The 21,797-nt window shown below is 39.4% G+C and carries 20 protein-coding genes and 1 tRNA gene; 10 read left to right on the top strand and 11 right to left on the bottom strand.

All coding sequences use genetic code 11. The annotated features are described in order from the left end of the window. Positions 1 to 130 precede the first annotated feature (130 nt). A complete protein-coding gene (locus AC1M9C_RS07315) occupies positions 131 to 1,030 on the bottom strand; it encodes an NADP-dependent oxidoreductase (protein WP_481953452.1) in 900 nt (299 codons plus the stop codon). A gap of 949 nt (positions 1,031 to 1,979) precedes the next feature. On the opposite strand from AC1M9C_RS07315, the gene AC1M9C_RS07320 reads away from it, so the two are divergent. Both AC1M9C_RS07320 and AC1M9C_RS07325 read left to right on the top strand, forming a co-directional pair. Then, the gene (locus tag AC1M9C_RS07320; protein ID WP_481953453.1) at positions 1,980 to 2,276 is read left to right on the top strand and encodes a hypothetical protein; all 297 of its coding nucleotides are present in this window, start codon (positions 1,980 to 1,982) and stop codon (positions 2,274 to 2,276) included. Beyond that, positions 2,273 to 2,572, top strand: a complete 300-nt coding sequence (locus tag AC1M9C_RS07325) for a hypothetical protein (RefSeq protein WP_481953454.1) — start codon at positions 2,273 to 2,275, stop codon at positions 2,570 to 2,572. Before AC1M9C_RS07320 ends, AC1M9C_RS07325 begins: the two co-directional genes overlap by 4 nt. A 40-nt stretch (positions 2,573 to 2,612) precedes the next feature. Here the strand turns inward: AC1M9C_RS07325 and gatB are convergent, their stop codons facing one another. Genes gatB through gatC form a run of 3 tightly spaced genes read right to left on the bottom strand, consistent with a single transcriptional unit; the run spans position 2,613 to position 5,926 of the window. Then, positions 2,613 to 4,088, bottom strand: coding sequence for an Asp-tRNA(Asn)/Glu-tRNA(Gln) amidotransferase subunit GatB (gene gatB / locus AC1M9C_RS07330; protein WP_180028086.1), 1,476 nt, complete (start codon positions 4,086 to 4,088; stop codon positions 2,613 to 2,615). After that, a complete protein-coding gene (gene gatA, locus AC1M9C_RS07335; protein WP_481953455.1) occupies positions 4,088 to 5,566 on the bottom strand; it encodes an Asp-tRNA(Asn)/Glu-tRNA(Gln) amidotransferase subunit GatA in 1,479 nt (492 codons plus the stop codon). Before gatA ends, gatB begins: the two co-directional genes overlap by 1 nt. A 45-nt stretch (positions 5,567 to 5,611) precedes the next feature. Continuing rightward, positions 5,612 to 5,926, bottom strand: coding sequence for an Asp-tRNA(Asn)/Glu-tRNA(Gln) amidotransferase subunit GatC (gene gatC / locus AC1M9C_RS07340; protein WP_035269791.1), 315 nt, complete (start codon positions 5,924 to 5,926; stop codon positions 5,612 to 5,614). Positions 5,927 to 6,059: 133 nt separating this feature from the next. On the opposite strand from gatC, the gene AC1M9C_RS07345 reads away from it, so the two are divergent. The 6 genes from AC1M9C_RS07345 (at position 6,060) to AC1M9C_RS07370 (ending at position 10,839) form a co-directional block, all read left to right on the top strand. Continuing rightward, entirely contained in the window at positions 6,060 to 7,106 is a 1,047-nt protein-coding gene (locus AC1M9C_RS07345; protein ID WP_035269793.1) for a rod shape-determining protein, read from the top strand. A 30-nt stretch (positions 7,107 to 7,136) separates the two neighbouring features. Then, positions 7,137 to 7,994, top strand: a complete 858-nt coding sequence (gene mreC / locus AC1M9C_RS07350) for a rod shape-determining protein MreC (RefSeq protein ID WP_035269796.1) — start codon at positions 7,137 to 7,139, stop codon at positions 7,992 to 7,994. Then, the gene (gene mreD, locus AC1M9C_RS07355) at positions 7,981 to 8,475 is read left to right on the top strand and encodes a rod shape-determining protein MreD (RefSeq protein ID WP_481591637.1); all 495 of its coding nucleotides are present in this window, start codon (positions 7,981 to 7,983) and stop codon (positions 8,473 to 8,475) included. The genes mreC and mreD overlap by 14 nt, the downstream gene beginning before the upstream one ends. Beyond that, positions 8,463 to 9,029 carry a Maf family nucleotide pyrophosphatase gene (locus tag AC1M9C_RS07360; protein ID WP_035269801.1) on the top strand — a complete coding sequence of 189 codons (567 nt, stop codon included), beginning with the start codon at positions 8,463 to 8,465 and terminating at the stop codon, positions 9,027 to 9,029. Before mreD ends, AC1M9C_RS07360 begins: the two co-directional genes overlap by 13 nt. Before the next feature lie 51 nt (positions 9,030 to 9,080). Beyond that, positions 9,081 to 10,535, top strand: coding sequence for a ribonuclease G (gene rng, locus AC1M9C_RS07365; RefSeq protein ID WP_035269804.1), 1,455 nt, complete (start codon positions 9,081 to 9,083; stop codon positions 10,533 to 10,535). 136 nt (positions 10,536 to 10,671) lie between these two features. After that, positions 10,672 to 10,839 (top strand): PA1571 family protein, encoded by a 168-nt coding sequence (locus tag AC1M9C_RS07370; RefSeq protein WP_171076802.1) that lies wholly within the window; start codon positions 10,672 to 10,674, stop codon positions 10,837 to 10,839. Between the two features lie 52 nt (positions 10,840 to 10,891). On the opposite strand, the gene AC1M9C_RS07375 is transcribed toward AC1M9C_RS07370, so the two are convergent. Continuing rightward, entirely contained in the window at positions 10,892 to 12,346 is a 1,455-nt protein-coding gene (locus AC1M9C_RS07375; protein ID WP_051586630.1) for a WS/DGAT/MGAT family O-acyltransferase, read from the bottom strand. Between the two features lie 166 nt (positions 12,347 to 12,512). Then, positions 12,513 to 13,247, bottom strand: a complete 735-nt coding sequence (locus AC1M9C_RS07380) for a phosphoadenylyl-sulfate reductase (protein WP_035269807.1) — start codon at positions 13,245 to 13,247, stop codon at positions 12,513 to 12,515. A gap of 198 nt (positions 13,248 to 13,445) precedes the next feature. Between AC1M9C_RS07380 and thrH the strand changes: the two genes are divergently transcribed. After that, positions 13,446 to 14,063, top strand: a complete 618-nt coding sequence (gene thrH, locus AC1M9C_RS07385; protein WP_035269809.1) for a bifunctional phosphoserine phosphatase/homoserine phosphotransferase ThrH — start codon at positions 13,446 to 13,448, stop codon at positions 14,061 to 14,063. Between the two features lie 51 nt (positions 14,064 to 14,114). Here the strand turns inward: thrH and AC1M9C_RS07390 are convergent, their stop codons facing one another. The 5 genes from AC1M9C_RS07390 to AC1M9C_RS07410 form a co-directional block, all read right to left on the bottom strand. After that, positions 14,115 to 15,302, bottom strand: a complete 1,188-nt coding sequence (locus AC1M9C_RS07390) for an OmpP1/FadL family transporter (RefSeq protein ID WP_481952223.1) — start codon at positions 15,300 to 15,302, stop codon at positions 14,115 to 14,117. A 293-nt stretch (positions 15,303 to 15,595) separates the two neighbouring features. Continuing rightward, positions 15,596 to 16,969, bottom strand: a complete 1,374-nt coding sequence (locus AC1M9C_RS07395; RefSeq protein ID WP_481587252.1) for an OmpP1/FadL family transporter — start codon at positions 16,967 to 16,969, stop codon at positions 15,596 to 15,598. Between the two features lie 337 nt (positions 16,970 to 17,306). Continuing rightward, positions 17,307 to 18,557 carry an OmpP1/FadL family transporter gene (locus AC1M9C_RS07400; RefSeq protein WP_481587251.1) on the bottom strand — a complete coding sequence of 417 codons (1,251 nt, stop codon included), beginning with the start codon at positions 18,555 to 18,557 and terminating at the stop codon, positions 17,307 to 17,309. Positions 18,558 to 18,776: 219 nt separating this feature from the next. Continuing rightward, positions 18,777 to 18,852 (bottom strand) — tRNA-Arg (locus AC1M9C_RS07405). 69 nt (positions 18,853 to 18,921) lie between these two features. Next, entirely contained in the window at positions 18,922 to 20,271 is a 1,350-nt protein-coding gene (locus AC1M9C_RS07410; protein WP_092767004.1) for an amino acid permease, read from the bottom strand. A gap of 322 nt (positions 20,272 to 20,593) precedes the next feature. On the opposite strand from AC1M9C_RS07410, the gene prpF reads away from it, so the two are divergent. After that, a complete protein-coding gene (prpF, locus tag AC1M9C_RS07415) occupies positions 20,594 to 21,781 on the top strand; it encodes a 2-methylaconitate cis-trans isomerase PrpF (protein WP_481953456.1) in 1,188 nt (395 codons plus the stop codon). Positions 21,782 to 21,797 lie beyond the last annotated feature (16 nt).

Below are 21,797 nucleotides of genomic sequence, written 5' to 3' on the forward strand. Positions count from 1 at the left end.
TTTCAATCAATCGTAAGAATATACATAATTTAGCGATTGATGAATGTAGAGTGGCGTTACTCAACATCATAATTCAAACTAGAAAAAAGGCAGGATGTTGTCCTGCCTTTTCACATTGTACGCACAGAAATTATTTGAATAGCAGCACACTTTTACCTTGCGTATGACCCTCTAAAATGTCTCGATAGGCTTGCTGTGCTTCTTTAAAAGGATATTCACGACTGACTGTCCAATTGAAGGTATTATTTGCAACGCCTTCGACCACGTGTTTTAAGTTGGAAACATTACGTTTAACCCAGACCGCTTGTATTTTAGCAGATGAAAGTTTTCGTCCTGCAATCGTACCCATAAATCCGCCATTTTTCACTGTTGCCAATGAGGCTTGAGTGGCATCTTCGTTGCCTGCCATATCAATTGAAGCATCAAATTGATCTGGATGGACTTGTTTCAGACGCTCAATCAATCCTTTGCCGTACACGACAGGAATCGCCCCTAAACTGCGGATATAGTCTTGGTTTTTTGCTGATGCCGTTGCTACGACGGTAATGCCACGACTCACTGCCAATTGAATGGTGATCGAACCCACACCGCCTGACCCACCATGTACCAATAAGCTTTGCATTGGACCAATTTCATCTAAAATAGTCATGGCAGTTTGAGCTGCTCCTGCAATCGAGCCTGCAATTGACCATTCTAGATTTTTAGGTTTTGCGACTAAATTGGCGAGAGGAACGTCTATCACTGTGGCATGGGTAAATGCACCACCTGAACCCAACACTTCGTCACCGACTTTCCATACACTGTTTTCAGGTACTTCTACGATTACTCCAGCAAATTCAGTTCCAAAGGTTTGTGGGAGTTGAGCATGCTTAAATTCGCCTGTCATGCGACGTGCGTCAATTGGATTAATACCTGAGGCTTTGACTTGGATGCGGGCCATGTCAGGGTTTAATGGTGGGAGTGTGTAGTCTGTAAATTCGAGGACTTCGGATTGTCCGTAGCTTTGGGCGTTGAGTACTGTTGATTTCATGATTTGTTTCATTCTTCTTGATGATGAAATCAGTATAGAAGAGTGAAAGCAGGCAAATGAAGATCGAAAAATAGAACAGTGTTTTCTGATAAGAATTAAAAAAATTAGATTTAGCTGTAATTTAAATATAAGAAATAACTGATAAAAAATAGAAGGATCATGACTGGAAAGTAGATTCTGCCTTTTATCCTGTAGCTTTTTTTTCTTTTCAAAAAGAAGTAGAGACTTATAATGATCAATAAGTAAGGAATGAAATATTTTAGTGAAAAATAAAAAACTATAATCAAGGCAAAATGAATGGGAATTGTTGTCATAAGTTTTAGTTTTATGATTTTTATTGGTTTTTAATGATATAGATAAAATTGCATCGAAGTGTAGAGACTTTATACAGTTTTGATGCTCTCCAAAGTTTATAAATAGTAATAATAAATATTAGAACATCTCCCTAGCCCTCAGTTGCACTAAGTTTTAAATCAGTGCTTTAAAACTTGTTCAGGAGAGGGAACACCGCTTATCTAATTAATCACATGACACAGTCTCTCTTTTTTAAAGGTGAGAAGCAAAGCTTCGCAAGGAGAGGGATTTAGAAGTCACGCATAAAGAAGGACTTTGACCGTTGAACACGTCCTAAGTCTTCAAGTTTGGCAATCGAGGATACTTTTTTAATGGTCATTTGTTTTTCGTGTGAAGTGTTTGATTGATTTTATATTTAAAATTTTGAAAAGTTAAATATTAAGCTAAATATTCATCGAATCGAAGAAGCGTGATAGCCAATTTTAACTTAAGAGGGGAGTTTATTTGTTATAAAAAAATAGATTTATAGGTATTAAAAAAGTAATATTAAATCATAACTTAACATGGTTTCTTATCTATGAACCCTGTAAAACATATATTTCAACATGCGTCATCATATGGGGCAAGGTCATCAATCATTAGTCCTTGGATTTGGATGATCGGTACATTATTAGCAGCATTAAGTACATCTGCTATTTTAGGTGCTGCAACATGGGTGTTAATATTCTTTTCCGTATTGACAACAATTGTATTAATTTGTGCAATGGTTGCATACTTCTTTTGTTTATTTAAAGGTCAGACTGACGCGTTGAGAAGTGAAAATTTTAATTTAGAGAAAATGGCTTTAGAAAAACAGATTTCAAGTGATAGTTTGACTGGTATACAACCTCCGCAAACAAATCAGTTGCGTGATGTAACTCAAGTTGAATCAGTGCAGGATGAGCAAGCATGAAGCGTCGATATATAGTCTGCTTTGATGATTTAACTGCGGAACAAAGTAAACTTATTACTGAAGACTTAAAATCTAAAGGATTAGGTTGGTGGCATTGGATTGATGATGTATGGTTTGTTGTCGATAGTTCTGGAAAGTTTAGTGCTAGTGAAATTCGAGATAGCTTAAAAAAGATCGCTAATCAAAGAATGATAGTTGTTGAAATTAATGAACAAGGCGATACATGGGCTGGTGTTCGAGCTGATGATCCTGAACAAAAGATGTTTAACTGGATTAAAAAGATTTGGAAAAAATAAAAAAACCCGCTGTCGCGGGTTTTTTTCAAAACTGATTAGATCAACCAATCAATTTCTTCATCAATTCATTCACTTGCGCAGGGTTGGCTTTACCTTTCGCTGCTTTCATCACTTGACCAACAAGACCGTTAAAGGCTTTCTCTTTACCAGATTTATACTCTTCAACCATCTTCTCATTCGCAGCAAGAACGTCCTTAATGATCGCTTCAATTGCGCCTGTATCAGTTTCCTGTTTCAGGCCTTTTTCAGCAATGATCTCGTCCGCAGTTTTGCCTTCTTCCCACATAAAGCCGAACACTTGTTTCGCAATCTTACCGTTAATGGTGTTGTCCACAATACGCGCAATCATGCCGCCAAGTTTCTCAGCTGTTACAGGAGAGTCAGCCAATTCTAAGCCTGCTTTGTTTAAAGCACCTGAGAATTCACCCATCACCCAGTTAGCCGCAATCTTACCTTGTGCAGCACCGCCAGCAGCCTTAACCACTTCTTCATAAAACTCTGACATTTCACGCGTTAGCGTTAAAACGTGAGCGTCATACTCAGTTACACCAAAGTCAGCCACGAAACGTGCACGACGTGCAGCAGGAAGCTCAGGCATGGTCGCTTTAATCGCTTCGATTTGTTCATCTGCAATAATCACAGGCAACAAGTCAGGGTCTGGGAAGTAGCGGTAATCGTTCGCTTCTTCTTTCGAACGCATTGAACGCGTTTCCATCTTCACAGGGTCGAACAAACGAGTTTCTTGGTCGATGGTGCCATCCCATTCCAAGATTTCCATTTGACGTTCAATTTCAACATTGATTGCTTGTTCAATGAAACGGAATGAGTTGAGGTTTTTCAATTCACAACGTGTACCAAACGGTTGACCCGGACGGCGTAAAGACACGTTACAGTCAGCACGGAAAGAACCTTCTGCCATGTTACCATCAGAAATACCTAACCAACGCACAAGCGTGTGAATCGCTTTAATGTAGGCAACTGCTTCTTCAACCGAACGCATATCGGGTTCAGATACAATCTCAAGAAGTGGTGTCCCTGCACGGTTTAAGTCGATACCTGACATCCCTTCAAATTGGTCATGAATCGATTTACCTGCATCTTCCTCAAGGTGCGCACGTGTCACGCCAATGCGTTTAACTGTACCATCTTCAAGTTGGATGTCGATATGACCCAAGCCCACAATCGGGTTGTCCATTTGGCTGATTTGGTAGCCTTTTGGAGAGTCAGGGTAGAAATAGTTTTTACGTGCAAATACAGACGCTTGGTCGATGTACGCATCGATCCCCAAACCAAAGCGAATCGCAAGATCAACCACTTCTTTGTTCAATACAGGCAGTACGCCCGGCATTGCCAAATCAACAAGGCTCGCTTGTGTATTTGGGTCTTGACCAAATTCAGTTGAAGAACCTGAGAAGATTTTAGATTTAGTCGCAAGTTGAGTGTGAATCTCAATACCAATAACGACTTCCCAACCATCAATCAAATTTGACTTAGGTTTTGCATTATTCTTCGCCATTATGCATTCTCCTCAGCAATTGCAGCGCGTTTGGTGTGCCAATCAGTTGCTTGTTGGTATTGGTGCACCACAGACAACAATTGAGATTCTGACCAGTAGTTACCAATCAACTGTAAGCCAACAGGTAAATTATTTTGATCAAAACCAACAGGCGCGTTAATCGCAGGAAGACCTGCAAGGTTTACCGCGATGGTATAGATATCGCCCAAGTACATTTCAACTGGAGAAAGGTTTGCACCAATCTTATACGCCGTTGTCGGCGCAGAAGGCGCAGCAATCACGTCAACAGACTCGAATGCTTTTAAGAAATCTTGTTGGATTAAACGACGTACTTTTTGTGCTTTGACATAGTACGCATCGTAATAACCTGCAGACAGCGCATAAGTACCAATCAAAATACGGCGTTGAACTTCAGCACCAAAACCTTCAGAACGAGAACGTTTGTATAGGTCCATGATGTCTTTTGGATCTTCACAGCGATAGCCATAACGTACGCCGTCAAAACGTGACAAGTTAGAAGATGCTTCAGCAGGGGCAATCAGGTAATAGGTTGGAACATATGCCTCAGTCATGTTGAGGTCAATTTCAACAAGCGTTGCGCCCATCTCTTCCAATTTTTTTAGAGATTCTTCAACACGTGCTTTAACGTCAGCAGCTAAACCTTCAACATTAAAGTACTGTTTTGGAATACCAATGCGTAATCCTTTTACAGATGTGCCGTTCAAGTTTGCAACGTAGTCATCAGCATCTTTTTGTACAGATGTTGAATCTTTTGCATCATGGCCTGCCATCACGTTCATAAGGTACGCACAGTCTTCTGCCGAACGTGCCATTGGACCACCTTGGTCAAGTGATGATGCATAAGCAATCATACCGAAACGTGATACACGACCATAGGTTGGTTTTAAGCCTGTAAGACCACAGAACGATGCAGGTTGACGGATTGAACCACCTGTATCTGTACCAGTCGCAAACGGTGCAAGGTCAGCTGCTACAGCCGCAGCAGAACCACCTGATGACCCGCCTGGGACACGATCTAAAGCCCAAGGGTTCGCCGTTGCACCGAAGTAAGATGATTCTGATGTAGAACCCATGGCAAATTCGTCCATGTTCACTTTACCTAAAGTCACTAGGCCCGCAGCTTTACCTTTCGCTACAACGGTTGCGTCGTACGGAGAGATAAAGTTGTCTAGCATTTTAGAACCAGCCGTGGTTTTAATGCCTTGCGTACAGAAAATATCTTTATGCGCAATAGGCAAACCCGTCAAAGCGGTCGCTGTACCTGCTTTGATCGCTGCATCAGCTGCGTCTGCTTGAGCCAATGCTTGTTCAGCAGTCACAGTGACATAAGATTTGACTTGCGCATCAATTTTTTCAATACGGTTTAAATAATGTTGCGTCAATTCACGTGAAGAGAATTTAGCGGTTGCTAAACCATCGATAAGTTCACGAACCGATAAGCGATGTAAATCTGTCATGAGAAAAATTCTTAACTAAAATTTAAATAGGGCAAAACTGAACAATTATTCAATTACACGTGGAACAAGATACAAACCGTCTTGCACAGCTGGTGCAACGGCTTGATAGTCATCACGATGGTTTTGTTCAGACACAGCGTCTTCACGTAATGGCTGCGGATGGTCAAATGGACTCTTAAGTGGCTCAACACCTTCGGTATCAATGCCTTTCAAGGTTTCCATCATTCCTAAAATTTTATTCAAACTTTGAGCATATTCAGCAGATTGAGTGTCATCCAAAGACAAGCGTGCTAAGTGTGCAATGCTTGAAACGGTTTGTGCATTTAAATCTGCAGATTGCTGAGCATCTGATGCTGACATGCTGTCTCACCTAATCAGTAATAAAAATATTCAAAATATCATGCGTTATAATAAGCGATTGACTTGTCCAAAGCATCACATTTAGTTAAAGTTGCCATCTTACGTCTATATAACGTTGAACTGAGAACGACCCGTGATTCTAAAACGACTAATTGGCTTGTTTTCGCCAGATCTAGCCATAGATTTAGGCACCGCTAATACACTAATTTATGCGCCAGGACGGGGCATTATATTAAATGAACCGACTGTTGTGGCAATTCGTCACAGTGGTTCACAAAAAATAGTTGCCGCTGTTGGCTTGGATGCTAAGCAAATGCTTGGTCGTACCCCTGCGAATATTTCTGCAATTCGTCCAATGAAAGATGGCGTGATTGCGGATTTCGAAGTCACTGAGACCATGTTAAACCAATTTATTGGTAAAGTGCATGAAAAGCGTCTTTTCCCACCAGCGCCACGTGTTGTGGTGTGTGTGCCATGTAAATCAACTTTGGTTGAACGTCGTGCGATTCGTGAGGCTGTATTCAATGCAGGCGCACGTGATGTACGTTTAATCGAAGAGCCAATGGCAGCAGCGATTGGTGCAGGCATGCCAGTTGAGCAAGCATGTGGTTCGATGGTCGTAGACGTGGGTGGTGGTACAACTGAAATTGCAATCATTTCATTGCAAGGTTGTGTCTATGCAGATTCATTGCGCATTGGTGGTGATGTTTTTGACGAACAAATTATTCATTATGTTCGTAAAGCACACGGTTGCGTCATTGGTGAAACAACGGCTGAAACCATTAAGAAAGAAGTGGGTATGGCGCTTCCTGATGAAGATGGCAAAGTGTTAGAAATCGAAGTTCGCGGTCGTAACTTGGCGGAAGGTGTTCCGCGCGCAATTACGGTGACTTCTGATGAAATTACTCAAGCAATCACTGATCCATTGCAAAGCATTGTATCTGCAGTGAAATCTGCGCTTGAACAAACACCTCCTGAGTTGTCATCAGATATCGCGGAGCGCGGTATTGTATTGACTGGTGGTGGTGCGTTATTACGTAACTTAGACAAGTTATTGTCACAAGAAACAGGTTTGCCAGTAGTAGTTGCTGAAGATCCACTTTCTTGCGTAACACGTGGTGGTGGTAAAGTCTTAGAACTCTTTGACAACCCGAACCATGACATGCTGTTTGTTGGTTAATTTTCTGTAATTTAATTTAAGGACGAGGCGGTGCAACCGAATCTGTTTTCAAGACAACCGCCATCTTTTCGCTCTTTCATCATTGCAGTCATCGTGTGTTTGTTCGTGTTAATGTTTAATTGGCGTGCTCCACACTTGATTCAACCAGCAAGAGATGTCTTGTACGCGGCATACAATCCCATTTATGCCATTGCAAGTTATCCCGTTTTATCGAAAGAATGGCTCAGTCAACAAACCAAGTCTGAAGCGCAATTGCGTCGTGAGAATACTGCGATGCAGGCAGAGCTGCTTCAGGCTCAGGTTCGCCTTCAAAAACTCTCAGAACTCTCCGCTGAAAATACGCGCTTACGTGGATTATTGGATACGCCTTTGATCATTGACGGTCGTATGGAAATCTCTGAGGTGATCGGCACAGATGCTGATCCATTACGTCATATCATTATCATTAACCGCGGTGCTGCGAGCCAACTGCGTGTCGGGCAAACGGTGTTGGATGATAACGGTATCATGGGGCAGATCATCAATGTTTATCCGCACAGTAGCCGTGTCATGTTATTGTCTGATAAAGAACACTCCCTATCAGTACGTCTTGAAAACTCTGGCATGCGTGCCATTGTGTCAGGCACTGGTGATTTAGGTCGTCTGAAAATGGAATATGTACCGACCAGCGCTAACGTCAAAGTCGGGGACAAGGTGTATAGTTCAGGTTTAGGACAACATTTTCCTGCGGGTTATTTGGTCGGAACAGTGTCCAAAGTTAAGCGTGAAAATACCGGTGAGTTTGCGCAGATAGACGTGAAACCTGCAGCTCAGTTGGCCGGTGGACACCATGTAGTGGTACTGTTCTCAGACTCATTAGCCATGGAGCAACCTCATGCTCAGCGCTAAAAAAATATCATCAGTTAAAACACGTGATCCTCTATGGATCATCGTGCTTTCAATCATTATTGGTTCAGTCTTGGTGGTGTATCCGCTGTCTTATTCATTGGCAGGATGGCGACCGCTGATCATGCTGATGATTACGATGTATTGGATCTTGCTTCAACCGACATGGTGTGGTGTTTGGTTTGCTTTTGCAGTCGGATTATTTACCGATTTACTGCTTGATGCACCCCTTGGATTACATGCGTTAAGCTTCGTTTTACTAACATTTAGCATCCGTTGGTTTGTGCGTGAACGCCGTTTAATGACGTTTGGAAATACTTGGGCAATCGCTAGTGTTGCTATATTGGCACATTTGATTTACGTCCTTTTTGCACAAATTATTTCCGATATGCAATTTTCGATAACTCGTCATTGGCAGCCACTAATGAGCAGTATTTTAACTTGGCCCATCTTGTATTATTTGCTTAGAAAATGGCGAATTTAATCCTGGCGTCGAGCTCGCCTCGGCGTAAAGAACTGCTTGCACAGCTTGGACTTAAATTTGATATTTTTAGTCCAGAAATCGATGAGTCTGTACATGATGGTGAGCAAGCACATGATTATGTTCGACGTTTGGCAGAACAAAAAGCTCAGGTTGTTTTAGCACAATTTCCAGATGCGGTGGTCATTGCTGCAGATACAAGCCTCAGTTTAGATGGGCAAATTATTGGCAAACCTGACTCGAAGCAACATGCGTTTGAAATTTGGCAATCCTTGTCAGGGCGTCAGCATGAAGTTCTCAGTGGCCTTTGTGTGGCTTCACAACATAAAACAATAAGTACGGTAGTGAGCACAAAGGTTGATTTTCAATCACTCAGTCATCATGATATGGAAGAATATTGGTCAACTGGGGAACCTGTAGGAAAAGCAGGGGCTTACGCAATACAAGGAATCGCCGCAAAGTTCGTTCCTCGTATTGAAGGTAGCTACACCAATGTGGTGGGTTTACCTTTACATGAAACATCACAGTTACTGAATCAAATATTGAAAAGTGGTTAAGGCACTAAATTAACCTTTTAAAAAATTTTTATAATGTTTTGAGTGTTTTTTATGTCTGACGAGTTGTTGATTAACGTCACACCAATGGAGTGTCGGGTGGCGTTAGTTGAAAATGGGACGGTCAACGAACTATTTGTTGAACGCAACGCTAAACGTGGTTTAGTCGGGAATATTTATAAAGCCAAAGTTGTACGTGTATTGCCTGGTATGCAAGCGGCATTTGTAGACATTGGCTTATCTCGTACTGCTTTTTTACATATCAATGACATGATTTGGCCTCGTAATCAACCGACGCCAAATGTATTTGATCTTCTGCAACCGGGTCAGATTCTGACAGTGCAGGTGATGAAAGATATGTTAGGCACGAAAGGTGCGCGTTTAAGTACTGATCTTTCCATTCCTTCTCGCTATTTGGTAATGATGCCTTATGGACATCATACTGGCGTGTCTCAGCGAATCGAATCAGAAGAAGAGCGTGATCGTTTACGTTCGATCATTGAGCGGATTCAAGCTGAACATAAGTTACCCGGTTCTGTCATTGTGCGAACTGCAGCAGAGGGGATCGAAGAAGCCGCTATTGCGCAAGATATGGCGTATTTGGCAAAACTTTGGGAATTTATTCAGCGCAAACAAAAAAGTGTCGTGGTTCCATCACTTATTTTTGAAGAGCTGCCACTTCCTCAACGCATCATCCGTGATCTTGCAAATGAAGATACGGTAAAAATTCAAGTCGATTCAAGAGAAGTGTTTGGCAAGCTACAAGAGTTCGTGGCTGAGTTTGTACCAAATATGGTTGATCGTCTGAAACACTACCCCGGTGAGTGTCCGATATTCGACTTATACAATGTTGAAACGGATATTCAAAAAGCATTGCAAACACGTGTTGCTTTAAAGTCTGGTGGTTATCTCATGATTGATCAGACGGAAGCTATGACCACTATTGACGTCAATACAGGCTCATATGTAGGTGGACGCTCTCTTGAGGACACCGTCTTTAAGACCAACATGGAAGCGACACAAGTCATTGTGCGTCAACTCAGACTGCGCAACTTAGGTGGAATTATCATTATTGACTTCATTGATATGCAAGAGGCCTCACACCGTGATGAAGTGCTTAAGCAATTTGAAAAAGTCTTAGAACGTGACCATGCAAAAACTAAAATCACCCAAGTGTCTGAGCTTGGCTTAGTAGAAATGACGCGTAAACGGACGCGTGAATCACTTGAGCATTTGTTATGTGAGTCTTGTCCAACGTGTCAGGGACGTGGTTATGTAAAAAGTGCCGAGACTGTTTGTTACGAAATCTTTCGAGAGATATTAAGATATGCTCGAGATTTTGAGTCTCAGACTGACTTTACTGTCGTTGCGCATCCATCGGTTGTGGATCGATTATTAACCGTAGAAGCCGCGGCCGTCTCTGATTTAGAGCATTTTGTGAAACGTGTCATTAAGTTCCAAGTCGAAAATTTATACACGCAAGAGCAATACGATATCATTTTGAATTGAAATTGTAACAGAATATCGTTAAACACTTGTTACAACTGAGATTTTACATTCGATCTCGATTTCTCAATACTTAAGAAATCAAATCGAATAGCCAAAGACAGCGATGTTGTCTTAGCAAAGTGAGGTCAAAGTGGGTATGAATTTAACGGAACAATTAGCGGGTAGTCATCGTCAAATTGTGGATTCAAACAAAAGCGCTTGCTTGATGCTCAATGATCAAGGTCAAGAAGTTCGAGTTACACAAGCGATGGTCGTTTCTCTCTGTCAGCAATTAATCAAGCAGTGTCGTAATATTAAAAATTAAGGGGCCTTTTTAAAGCCCCTTAATTTTTTTGTAAATATCGAAATATACAGCCTTAAGCTGGTTTTTCATTTGCAATTTCTATATCCGCTACTACTTGTTTCTTTGCTGCACTACGCTTAGTAGCCTTTTTCATAATCTGCGGTTTTTCATCTTCAGGTAGACCCACAATTTTTTCAAATCGTTGAATCTCATCTTCTAAATGGGTCAATAAATTTTGCATCTTAGGCAAAGCATTTCGACATGCGGTTAAACCGACTTCTAATTTATCCATATAACTGGTCATTGTGATATTCAACGCTTGACCATCAAGTACGATAGAAGCAGGGTAAAGTGCGTCCAAACGTGCTCCGTTCCAATATAGCGGCTCTTTAGGTCCTGGTACGTTAGAAATAACGAGGTTAAATGCCTGACGTTTAGGTGCTAAACCAGAGATGATATTTAAACCTGCAGGACCATATACGAAGGCACTATAGTTGAGAATCTGATCTGAAGTCATGCGTTTGAATTTTTGTTTCGCATTCATTACGCTACGACGAATAAGATCGAGTCGTTCTAATGGATCGGCTTTATGTGTCGCTAAGTTCGCCAGAATCATCGTAATACGATTTGACATATCAGAATCATCCGTACGAACGGAGACAGGAACCATAGCGATTAATGGTTTTTCTGGTAAAGCACTTTGACTGATTAAATATTCACGTAAAGCACCAGAACAAATCGCAAGCACAATATCGTTAATGGTCACACCCAGTGATTTTGAAATATGGTTGAGACGCTTAAACTCATATGACTGAGCAGCGAAACGACGTGATGAGCTGACTTTTTGATTCAGAATACTACTTGGGGCTTGAAAACTTGATACATAGTCCGGATTACGTCCCATATCTTTAAAGACAGTTTCAGACAGCACTTTGAATACACCCGGTGTAGACTGCACTTGACCTTTCAAATTAGACAATATTTGTTTTGCACGGCTTACTTTAGGTGTTTTAAGTCGCTTAGCACGCGGACCTTCGACACACCATGGCGGAACGATACTTCTTGCATTTGGATCATGAGAGAGTGATTTTTCAATTAAACGCATGCCTGCAATACCATCGACCATCCCATGATGTATTTTGAAATACATGGCGAAACGATTGCCTTCAATGCCCTCAATGATATGACACATCCATAATGGCTTAGCTCGATCAATTAATGAACTGTGCTCTTGGGAAATGTAGGTGAGTAGCTCACGAATACGACCAGGATGTGGTAGAGCAATATGTCTGAAGTGATGATCAAGATCGAATTCAGTGTCTGTGTCCCAAAACAGTCCGTTTAATTTATTATTAAACGGTGGAATTGGAATAGATTTTGAGTTGCGAATATCTGCCACTAAATCTTGAATAAAGGTTGGTGGCGCATCTTCTGGAATTTCAAATAAAAATAATCCGCCAACATGCATGGGCTGTTGTCTTTTTTCCAAAGATAAGAAAATAAAATCAAGCGGGTGTAATGGGCGCATAGTCTAGGTTTGCCTCACTGCAAATTTCTAAAATCGTTTTTTAGAATTATCAATCCAAGAGATCAGTATAGACGTATTTGTTGGAGGGGGCATAAATTTTTTTAATGAATGGTCAGTACAAAAAAGCCACTTTAAATCAGTGGCTTAAAACTTTGTGAGACAGTTTTTACTTTTTTAAATTACCTGAATGTAAACCACATTCTTTATGCGTTGCTTCTTCCCACCACCAACGACCTTCACGCTCGTGCTGATTTGGAAGTACTGGACGCGTGCATGGTTCACATCCAATTGAAATAAAACCTTTTTCATGCAATGGATTATATGGAATTTCCATCATGCGAATATAATTCCAAACGTCAGCACTCGTCCAATTCGCTAAAGGGTTGTATTTAATGAGTTGTTTACCTTCACCTGAAAAACCTAGATCAGCTTGAATCACTGGAATTTCAGTACGTGTACCCGGACTTTGATCTTTACGTTGACCCGTGATCCAACCATCAAGTGTTGCTAACTTTTTACGAAGAGGTTGAACCTTACGGATACCACAACACTCTTTATGATCATCTTGATAAAAGCTAAACAGTCCTTTTTCGTTGACCAGATTCTGAACAGCTTCAGCTTCAGGGAAACATATTTCAATATTGATATTATAGTGCTTACGAACAGTCTCAATAAATTGATAAGTTTCTGAATGCAAGCGACCTGTATCAAGACTAAACACGCGAAAAGGTTTACCTAAATTTGCAGCCATATCAATCAATACAACATCTTCAGCACCTGAAAATGAAATGGCAATTTCACCTGTTTGATTTAAAGCTAAGGCTATAATTTCCGAAGGGGATTTATCTTCATACTCTGATGCAAGTGCATCAATTAAATCTATGCTTGGAATGGTAGTCATGAGAATCCTGGCGATATAGGCTTGGAAACAACAAGTCCTATATTAAAATATTTGATGTATATTTTAGTTGAATTCAGAGATTTATCTTATGAAATAAAAATAAATACTTATGAATAAAATAGATTTAAAAAATTACATCGAAATTCAACAATCTTCGGCTATGATATTGCAAATTTTATTAATGCTGAGGGCAGTATCATGGAAATCGTTTGTCTAGATCTTGAAGGCGTTTTGGTTCCTGAAATTTGGATTAATTTTGCAAAAAAAACAGGAATTAAAGAGCTTGAAGCAACAACTCGAGATATTCCAGACTACGATGTGCTCATGACTCAGCGTTTAAATATTCTTAAACAGCATGGTTTAGGTTTAAATGACATTCAAGCTGTTATTGCAGATATGGGGCCGTTTGAAGGCGCTAAGGAGTTTGTCGAGTGGGTACGTACTCATTTCCAACTCATCATTTTATCAGACACATTCTATGAATTTGCTCATCCATTGATGAAGCAGTTAGGTTGGCCTACGATTTTCTGTCACAAATTAGAAACTGACGAAAATGGTATGATTACAAATTATAAACTACGTCAACCTGATCAAAAACGTAAAGCAGTGCAAGCTTTACACGGTTTAAATTTCCGTGTAATTGCTGCTGGCGACTCGTACAACGATACTACGATGCTCGGTGAAGCAGATCAAGGTTTCTTATTTGATGCGCCGGATAATGTAATTGCAGAATTCCCACAATTTCCTGCGATTAATGGTTATGCTGCATTGAAAGAAGCGATCCGCAACGCTTCTGTACGTGATATTCCAGCCTAAGTTATTACTTTGAAAAAAGGACGCTTTAGCGTCCTTTTCTTATAACAATTGTTAGAATCGATACCCGATTTTCATGCCATAACCTAATGCATAATTGTTGCTGAATTCTCCAACATTTATGCCACCCGTTTGTGCAGTTGCATCGCCTAACCAGAAATATTTAACACCAGCTTGAATAAAGCTTTGCTGTGATGGGTTGAATTGACCACCTAAGCCTACACTCCAATAACCTTCAGTTGGACCTAAAGTGGTTACAGGGTTTCCAGCTCCAGAGTCATAGCCTACAGTTGTGGTTGCTGCCCATTGATCATTAAATTTATGTGCAACACCTAAGGTTGCAGAGTACTGATCATCGGAATACGAAATGAGGTCCTGTCCAACTAATCCAAGTAATTTAGGTGTAACCGTAAATTGATCCCAATGAACCCAACGCAGGTTAGCAAACGCCAAAGTGTTTGTTGCAATTCCAGACTGTAAATCAATATTTACAGATTGTGGAGTAACTGCTTCAGTTACTGCAGCGATCTTATCTAATCTATTAAACTCAGGCTTTTTTAATGCATCGGCGTAAAGTGGAAGGAGCGAGGTTTCATTCGACTGAGCTTTGTGTTTAATCTCAGAGCGATAAGTGATAGATGCTTTTAATGCAATTTTTGGAATTTGGTATGCAGTACCTGCAATCCAGCCGTAGGCTTCTTTTTGGTCTACATGAATGTTATAGCCATTTAAGACTTGGTATGCACTACCTTTTAAATTGATATCAGCTTCAACTGTTTGCCATACTGGACCAGCATAAAAATTCCAATTTTCAGTGGGTTGATAGCCAATGAGTGCAGTTAAATTTTGTGTCTTAACTTCAACTGATGTACCACTTAAACTATTGCCAAATGATTGATTTTTAGCATCGTATAATGCATCTGCACCAAAAGGCTGATCGTAAATTAATCCTAAAGAAACTTGGTCAGTAACCTGTAGTTTAAGAGCAGTGTTTACAAAATAATAATCACTGCCCATATCTGTAATTTTTTCGCCTGTTAAATCCTGACCAGTGATTTTATTAATCACTGTGGAAGAACCTTTAACAGTGGGATCTAAAACAGAAATGCCAGCTTCTGCATAATTACCTGATTGGAGAAATGCTGAAATCGACTGACCTGAACGATCTAATCCTGCGGCGTAAATTGAACTTAATGGGAGCGTAGACAATAAGACTGAGTATGAAAGTACTTTAAATTTCATGATGTTCATCCATGAATGCCATATGGCGAAAAAATTGCATGAAAAATAACACAAATAAAAAAAGAGTAAATACTCAGAAGTGGTTGAAATATAATCAATTTTATATTACTTCATTATCAAATTATGAGGCTAAATAATTATGTCCATGTTTTTAAAAAGTATTATTGAGCAAAAAAGGAATTGTAGTTTGAGTCGTTTTCTTATTTTAAATGATGATATAACAAACAATTAATTTATACTTGTATAAAAATAAAAAAAGACCACAATCATGTGGTCTTTTTATTGACGAATGATTAGAATTTATAGCCGATTTTAAGACCGTAAGCTAAAGCGTCATTGTCTTCAAACTTGCCTGCTGCACTATGTGCACCTGTCTGAGCATCAGCATCACCTAACCAGAAGTATTTAACACCACCTGCAATAAACGTAGCTGGAGTAGGGCTATATTGAAGACCTAAACCTACGTTCCAATAACCTTCTGTTGGTCCAAGTGTCGTTACAGGATTGCCTGCACCGGAATCCCATCCAACTGAAACATTACCAGCCCATTGCTCGTTAAATTTACGACCTACACCTGTTGTTACAGACCATTGATCTTTAGAATAATCAACTAGGTTAAATCCATTAGGTTTGCCAGGGATAAGTCCGGCACTACCAAGTGCATCAGCCAATTGACCGAAATTATTAGGCTTAATTGAGAAACTAGACCAATCCACCCAACGTATGTTTGCAAATGCTACGGTGTTCGCCATAATGCCACTTTGTAGATCTAAGTTGACAGATTGTGGAGTAGTAACATTTGTAGATCCAGGTTTGAAGCCAGCACCTAAAGCACCGATTGCTCCTTGTAGGCTACCTGCTGTATCTTGATCGATTTGTCCAAGTGCAGTCAAAGTTGTAATGAGGTTAATCAATTGAGGAGCATTTGCTGGATTTGCTAATGCGGTTGCAGCAGGAATACTTTCATTTACTTCAACGTCATGACTAATTTCAGATCTATATGTTAAAGAGGCTTTTAAAGCGATTTCAGGAATTTGATAAGCTGCACCGACTAACCAACCGAAGTCGCCGTCTTCTTTAATATCAGCATCGTATCCATTAAAGATACTATACGTCGATCCTCTTAATTTTACATTTCCTTTAACAGTCTGATAAACAGCTCCGCCATAGAAATTAAAATTTTCGTTAGGTTGGAAGCCGATAATAGCGGAAATATTTTGTGTATCTACTTCGACTGATGTGCCACCTGTTACACCAGTATTTAAACCTACACCTATAGGAGCACTTGCTGGCTTTTCACCAAGGTAAACTGGGAGTGCGCCTAAAATTGTATCAGAACCTTGTGTGGTAAAATTATTGTTACCTTTATATGCTGCATCAGCACCGAAAGGCTGGTCATAAATCAAACCAAATGAGATTTTATCAGTCGCTTGAATTTTTAATGCTGCAGAAGGAAAGTAGTAATCACCAGCCATATCACCAGTGTAATTACCAGATAAGTCTTTACCAGAGACAGATGGATCTAAAATTGAGATGCCAGCTTCGAAGTAATTTCCTGGTTGAAGGAATGATGAAATAGATTGTCCAGAACGATCTAATGCAGCAGCAAAAGTGCCTGATGATGCTAAACCGAATAATACAGCAGCTGATAATTTTGTTAATTTCACTTGAATTTTCCCTGATCTTCTTCAATGAATTATTTTGTATTTTCCAATTGAATTGAGGATTAGTTATCTTAAACTGATCCTAAATCTTATGTTCACAAAATAACACATTAAGAATCAGAGTAAATACTCTAAGGAAATAAATTTATAATTGAATTTTAATTCTGATAAAAATAATAGGAATTTTATTATTATATAAATTATTGAATTTATGTGTGATTTAATTTTGAATGACACTATCTTATCGTTAATACTTAAATGAACTATACAGTCAGTCAATGGCATTCATGATTAAATAAAAAAAGAGCACAAAAGTGCTCTTTTGAAAAATAAATGGCATTTAGAAACGATAACCTATTTTTAGACCATATGCCCAAGCATTGTTATCTTCAAACTTACCCACTTCACGACCAACAGATCGACCATCAGCATCTCCTAACCAAAAATATTTTACACCGCCACCGATAAAGGTTGCAGGAGTAGGGCTAAACTGAGCACTCAAACCTAGATTCCAGTAGCCTTCTGTTGGTCCAAGTGCGGTTACTGGATTCCCAGCTCCAGAATCCCAACCTGCGGATAATGCACCGCCCCATTTTTCATTAATCTTACGACCAACGCCAACCGTTGCAGACCATTGATCTTTATCATATTCAATAATATTTTGTCCTTGACCAGTAACAGCTTGTGTTAACAATCTAAATTTATCAATATCAATTTTTAGACCTCCCCATTCAACCCATCGAACATTTGCAAAAGCAACGGTGTTTGCCATGATGCCTGTTTGAAAGTCTAAATTAACTGATTGTGGAGTGCTGATTTTAGTATTCTGAGAAGGTGTATTTAATGCCCCACTCGAATCTAAATTTTTAAGATTAGTTAGTACTTGAGCTACTTGAGGTCCAACTATGCTCTCAACAATAAAACTAGGATAACCAAAATAACTTGAATAAGCGTTTATCAAACCATTGGCATCTTCCGTAGTTTCCAAACTATGGTCAATTTCAGATCTATATGTTAAGGATGCTTTTAACGCTATTTCAGGGATTTGATATGCAACACCAGCTAACCAACCATAACCTTCATCTCTTTTAAAATGAGCCTGATAATTCGCTAAACTAGATAAAGTTAAATTACCTCTCACATCCTGATATACACCACCGCCATAAATATTCAAATTTTCATTAGGTTGAAACCCAACAATAGCTGATATGTTATTTGAATTTACTTTAACCTCTGTTGAAGAGAGAGGAAGTGTACTATCTGGCAGTAATCCTGGAAGTAATCCATCTGTGTAATAGGCTGATGCTCCAAAGGGTTGATCATAGAGTAAGCCGAAAGAGAATTTTTCATTTAATTGCAGTTTTAATGCAGCACTTGGGAAGTAATAATCCTCAGCCATATCACTAATTGGACCCAATTGATTTTTTCCAGATACATCAGGGTCAATAATGGAGATACCTGCTTCAAAGTAGTTATTTGGTTGTAAAAATGCTCCTATCGATTGACCTGAGCGATCCATAGCGGCTGCATAAGCCCCAGAAATCGGTAATAAAGCAAATAATACAGATGCACTGATGGTTTTTAATTTCATGTTATCTATCCTTAGATAATTTGAATTTTTAATTTAATAGAATTTTTTTAGTTATTTCCTTAAGAGCTGATAAATAAACGATTTATGCTTAAATGTTTATTTTTTGCTCTACAAACAACATATCATAAAGGTAATGAGATGCAACAAAAATTTGACTGAAATGACATTATTTTTTTTATTTTGGGTCAATTTGTTGATAAGTGTATTAATCTAAGAAAATGGTGCGCCCTGCGGGACTCGAACCCACGCCGGTCACTTAGGAGGCAACTGCTCTATCCAGTTAAGCTAAGGACGCATACTAATCTGATCAAAAAATTTTTGAAAAAAAGTTATTGCTTAGCAATAACTTTTTTAATGCGTCTTACTATTTTCGGTAAAGTAATTTAAATAATACCAACATCAGGATAATCCAGATCGGAATCATGATCACAGCACCGCTTAAGCCCTGAGTCCACATGATGTAAAGCACGACAATAATAAACCCAAGAACCAAATAGTTACTGGCTGGTGACCATAGAGCAGGAAATTTTGAAGTGGTATTTGACAGTTTCATCGCTTGTTTAAATTTCAAGTGAGTCAACGCAATCATCGCCCAGTTAAGTACTAGAGCACCAACAACAATATAAATTAAATTACTTAAAGCATCTTCAGGTGCAAAATAGTTTAATAAAACACATCCGAAAATTAACACCGCTGACAACAATACTGCTGGAACAGGTACACCTTGTTTATTGGTTTTTTCAAAAATTTTAGGGGCATTACCTTGTTTTGCTAAACCAAAAAGCATACGGCTATTCGCGTACATTCCACTGTTATATACCGATAGCGCAGCAGTCAAAATAATAAAGTTGAGCAGGTGAGCAGCCCAATCAATACCCAGTTGACTGAAGATCATTACGAATGGGCTTTTATCTAGACCACCAAGTTGCAGTTGATTCCATGGAACTAAAGAAAGAAGAATTGTAAGCGACCCAACATAGAAAATCAGAATACGGAAAACAACTTGATTAATTGCTTTAGGAATCGTTTTCTCTGGATTTTCAGCCTCAGCTGCCGCCATACCAATCAGTTCAATACCACCAAAGGCGAACATCAGGAATGCCAACATGAAGAATAAACCTTCGAATCCATGAGGGAAGAAACCACCATGAGTCCAAAGATTACTGAATGATGCAGTAGAGTCAGATCCTGCTGTAAACAACAAGAATAAACCGAAGATAATCATCGACACGACAGCTGCTACTTTAATAATAGACAGCCAAAACTCTGATTCTCCATAAAATTTAACATTACAGAGGTTAACTAAGGTAATGATAATAAAGAAGAAAAGAACTGATGACCAAGCAGGAATGTGAGGCCACCAATAGTTAATATATTTTGCAACAGCTGTTAATTCGGTCATCGCGACCAAAATATAAAGAATCCAATAGTTCCAACCTGCTAGGAATCCAGGAAACTTACCCCAATATTTATTTGCAAAATGACTAAATGATCCTGCAACAGGTTCATGAACAATCATTTCGCCTAATTGGCGCATAATTAAAAAAGCGATTAAACCACCAATTGCATAACCCAAAATAATAGATGGGCCGGCAGATTGGATCACGTGTGCGGAACCTAAAAATAAGCCTGTACCAATTGCACCACCCATAGCGATTAATTGGATATGACGATTCTTTAAGCCACGCTGAAGTTGTGAAGACTTGTTATTCAAAGTATTCAGCCCGACGATTGAAATAAGTTACAAGATTGTAATAGATCAAATTGCATTAGCCTAGTACGTCAGCGTTCATGAATGTTTTTTATGAATTAAATAAAATAAAATTATTATAGAAAAATGATTTAATTATTTTTTAATCAATCATTTAATTTTATTAGAGTTTATTTTTGTTAGAGTGAATTAAATTTAATCTATCGTAATTGATGGAAATTCATACCATAGTGTTAAGTGCTCATGTTCACATAAAAAATCATTTATACTGTGTTGAACTAAAAATCACGATTGATAACAAATATTAAAAGAGAAGGAATGAGCTATGAGTTCAACACCACAAATTAAAATTCCAGCCACTTATATGCGTGGAGGAACGAGTAAAGGTGTTTTCTTTAACTTAAATGATTTACCCAAAGAAGCTCAAGGTCCAGGTAAAGCAAGAGATCAAATCTTATTACGTGTGATAGGAAGCCCTGATCCTTATGGCAAACAAATTGATGGAATGGGTGGTGCTTCATCTAGTACCAGTAAGACAGTCATTCTCTCTAAAAGCGCTCAATCTGATCATGATGTAGATTATCTTTTTGGACAGGTTGCAATTGATCGACCATTCGTCGATTGGAGTGGCAACTGTGGCAATCTTACGGCAGCAGTAGGCTCATTTGCGATTTCAAATGGTCTCGTGAGTGCAGAAAAGATTCCAGAGAATGGAATTTGTACGGTAAAGATTTGGCAGGTCAATATTCAGAAAACGATTATTGCGCATGTCCCAATTACAAATGGTCAGGTTCAGGAAACAGGTGATTTCGAGCTTGATGGGGTAACATTTCCAGCTGCAGAGGTGCAAATAGAATTTTTAGATCCCGCAGATGATGGAGAGGATGGGGCTGCCATGTTTCCCACAGGAAATGTGGTTGATGAGCTGGAAGTCCCAGATATTGGTCGCTTTCAGGTGACGCTGATTAATGCGGGTATTCCAACCATTTTTATGTGTGCTTCAGACTTGGGGTATGAAGGAACTGAACTTCAGGATCATATCAATAATGATGTCGAGGCCTTGGCCAAGTTTGAAAAAATTCGTGCTTATGGTGCTGTAAAGATGGGTATTATTCAGCATATTGATGAAGCGGTTCAACGTCAGCATACACCTAAAATTGCATTTGTATCTGCGCCTAAAAATTACATTTCATCTAGCGGAAAAGCAGTACACGCTGATGAGATCGACTTGACGGTTCGTGCTTTATCTATGGGTAAACTACACCATGCAATGATGGGAACCGCAGCTGTAGCGATTGGAACCGCCGCTGCAATTCCTGGAACATTAGTCAATTTAGCCTCAGGTGGTGGTGAAAAAAAATCAGTCAGATTTGGGCATCCTTCTGGAACACTCAGAGTGGGCGCTGAAGCGGAAAAAATTAATGACCAATGGACGGTAAAAAAGGCCATTATGAGTCGCAGTGCTCGAGTACTCATGGAAGGATGGGTGCGAATTCCTGGCGATACGGTTTAAGATAAAAAAACCACTT

The sequence above is a fragment of the Acinetobacter sp. 24-47-39 genome (genome assembly GCF_056783825.1).